The 3,187-nt window shown below is 47.1% G+C and carries 3 protein-coding genes; 2 read left to right on the top strand and 1 reads right to left on the bottom strand.

Annotated features, from left to right (window positions below; translation table 11 throughout):
* Nucleotides 1-450: 450 nt before the first annotated feature.
* Nucleotides 451-2,199 (bottom strand): hypothetical protein, encoded by a 1,749-nt coding sequence (locus QUA99_RS32465; RefSeq protein WP_333245635.1) that lies wholly within the window; start codon nucleotides 2,197-2,199, stop codon nucleotides 451-453.
* Between the two features lie 354 nt (nucleotides 2,200-2,553).
* On the opposite strand from QUA99_RS32465, the gene QUA99_RS32460 reads away from it, so the two are divergent.
* Nucleotides 2,554-2,784, top strand: coding sequence for a hypothetical protein (locus QUA99_RS32460; protein WP_333245637.1), 231 nt, complete (start codon nucleotides 2,554-2,556; stop codon nucleotides 2,782-2,784).
* 47 nt (nucleotides 2,785-2,831) lie between these two features.
* Nucleotides 2,832-3,047: a hypothetical protein gene (locus QUA99_RS32455; protein ID WP_333245640.1), complete on the top strand. Its 216-nt coding sequence runs from the start codon at nucleotides 2,832-2,834 to the stop codon at nucleotides 3,045-3,047.
* Nucleotides 3,048-3,187 lie beyond the last annotated feature (140 nt).

The following is a 3,187-nucleotide window of genomic DNA, read 5'->3' as shown; positions in this document are numbered from 1 at the left end:
TAATATTGCTTTTAAATGTGTGTGATTTTTGACGCTCGGAGGACAACTTCATCATACCCTAGTTCAGCAACGCCAAAGTATAAAATATCGTTCTGACGCACCGTTTATTGGCTGGTGCGTCAGCGGTAGGGTGCGTCAGATTATAGATTTTCAATAAGTATGAAAAATCGAATTATGACGCACCATTTATATCATGTCCGGTAAATTAGTTAGAATTTGTCATTGCGAGCGAAACGCACTCCGTGAAGCGAAGCAATCGCCACCATCTGAGATTGCGACACGAGCGCGAACAATTGCCTTGTGATTAGCCGAACATGATATTATCTAGCGGTGCATCAGCTTGGAGATTGTTAGTTTGCGGCGCAAATAATCTGAATAGACGCACCCTAATTATTCGAGTATTTAATGAATGGAAAATGCAAATTAAAATTTTCCATTCATCGCTCGTTATTACCCCTTAGCTTCAACCCAAACCGTCATCCCCTCAACCCTCAAACCTTTGCCGCGAGTGCCGCAATATTGACCGTTAGAAGCAACAGGAGTATCGCCCACATTTTGAATGTGAGCGCTGTAAAATACGTCGTACTTATCAGCTTGCGGGCCAGTCAGCCGCGCGGCAAATCCCTCAATGCGCTTGGCTTGGCCCCGGAAACCGGCTAACTCGCCTTCCGAGATCCAAGCAGTATCGCCAACTCCTTCAACGTGAGCCATGTACTGCAAATTTAAACCGGGAACGGGAGGCTCTATTTTAATTTGAAATCCTTCGACGCGGCGGCCTTGAGCGCGTGTGCCTGCATATTCTCGATCGCTAAAAGTTCGATCGCCAATTCCTTGAATGTGCGCCAACACTTTTAAACCCACAGGTGTCGCTGTTTGGGAACTCGCAGACGGCGCGATCCAAACTTTGATGCCCTCGATTCTCAAAGCTTTGCCGCGAGTGCCGCAATATTCACCGTTGGAGGACACGTCGGTGTCGCCGATATTCTGAATGTGAGCGCTATAAAATACGTCGTACTTATCAGCTTGCGGCCCGTTCAACCGCACCGCAAATCCCTCAATTCGTTTCGCTTGACCCCGAAAACCTGCCAATTCTCCTTGGCCGATCCAAGGAGTATCGCCAACACCTTCGACGTGAGCCATGTACTCGACATTTAAGCCGGGAATTGGCGGATCGATATTAATTTGAAATCCTTCGACGCGGAGCCCCCGACCCTTACTACCTGCGTATTCTTGAGCACCGAAAGTTCGATCGCCAATTCCTTGAATGTGCACCAAAACTTTGATTCCCAAAGCGCCCTCTACTGGCACTTGTTGAATCTCCCGAGGTGCCCCAAAGACAATGTTCCCCGAACCGGTTGTCTGGAGGGACTGAGGTACTTCCACGCTGGGAACAATAATTACCTCGTGCATCGGGACTGAAGGTGCGGGGGATTCCAAAATCTGGATCTGTGGCGCCACTGCAACTTGTTTGGGTGCCACATTTCCCGACGGGATGATAATCACTTCTGGCAAAGGTTCGGCGCTGATTTTTGGTTCTGGCGCTGGTTTAAATGCGGGTTCGACTTTTGCAGGTGCTGCTTTTACCATCTCAGCAATGGTTAATTTGCCTCTGGAAATGGCGACGGCTATTTGTTTGCCAAAAGCGGCGCTGACTGTTTCTTCAAGAAAAACCCACTGTTCGTCGTCTAATTTGTCTTGCTGTTCCACCAGGGCGAGCACTGCTGCAACTGGGTGTTTGCCGCTGACTAAAGATTCTGCGTCGGAATGCAGTTGAGTTGGGGTTGATTCGGAAATTGCGCGCTGCAGTTCGCGGGCTCTGGCATGAACTGATTGTAAGGGCGCGAAGTCGCTTTGTTCGCGGTGGGCGATCGCCAATATTCGATCGATCACTTTCAAAGCCGCGTCGCGAATTTCTGCTTTACCTTCGGAAGCTGCGGCAGTTTGGACTAAGTTTTGAATGTCTTTGAGGGAAGCAATTTCCCCCGGCGCGATCGCGGATTTGTTGAGTTCGATAGCTTGTTTTTGGACTGCGGCAAAGTTGCGGCTGTAGGTGGCTACTTCTTGCAGCAAGCTGTCAGAGGGAGGAAGACCCGAGTCTTGGAGTTGTTTGGCTGCTTGTCCAAGGCGATCGGCCAAATTAGCATAAGTTTCCGATAGTCGGGCTATTTGTTGTAGCAAATCGTTATGTGCTGCTTCCATATGTCTTGCCGTAAATATTTAACTTGCTGATTATAGACGTTGAGCGTCTTCTGAAGGTAGAAAGCAGTAGTCATCAGCGATTAATCATTAATCACCAGTCAGATGTTTAAGAAAGATTTTCCCACTCTGTCGCGATCGCATTCCGCCACTCCCCCACTCCCCCTCCCCGGATCGTCCTCTCCCATCCCCCGCGTGATCGCCGTCACCGCCGTGCCAATACCTAGTCACACTCTGCGACTCCGGCTGTCACGGCTGACCCCTAAAAATGTCACATCCATCAAGCAATAGCCGTCACTGCGGATTCTGTTAAAACGGTTGATACTGAAATTTCAACCAATAAAATTTAAAAGTGTTATGGTACTGATTCGCGACCTCTCCCAACAAGCTCTGATCCTCGGTTCTCTAACTATTGAAGCCGAAAATCAACTGCGGCAGATGTTAACTACCACCAAGTATGACTTGGAAGACTTAAATGCTTTTATGGCTTTGCAACTAGCAGTTATGTCCGGTTTGGTGAAACAAGAGTCTCGCGAACTCAAAGAATTGGAAGTCTTTTGCGAGACTGCCTCCAAAACTTCCTCTTAGTAATTAGTTGGCTTTTACCACATTCAAATTTAGTAAGGAACATTTCGATTATGCGGATTCGTGAAGTTGTACAACAAGCTCTTGTCGCTGGATATCTGAGTTTGGAAGCCGAAAATCAAATGCAGCAGATTTTTGCCTCCGCCAAGTGTGATTTGGAAGATTTGAATGCTTTTATGAGCTTGCAGTTAGCTGCGATGGCCGGTCGTGTGAGGCAAGAGTCTTGGGAATCGATAAATTTTCCAACATTTTCTGAAAGAAATTAATAGTTTTTATTTTAATTAAAAAAATTCAAACGGTTTTTATATAAAGAACAAATTTTAATAAGGAATGAGAATTAAATAACTTACAATGTATTGTTGTTGTGGGATGGGCGTCCCGCCCTTCCTTTCTGGACGGGCGGGAC

This window comes from Microcoleus sp. F10-B2 (genome assembly GCF_036704965.1).
Taxonomy (GTDB): domain Bacteria; phylum Cyanobacteriota; class Cyanobacteriia; order Cyanobacteriales; family Microcoleaceae; genus Microcoleus.
This window is presented reverse-complemented; position numbering and strand designations above follow the sequence as displayed.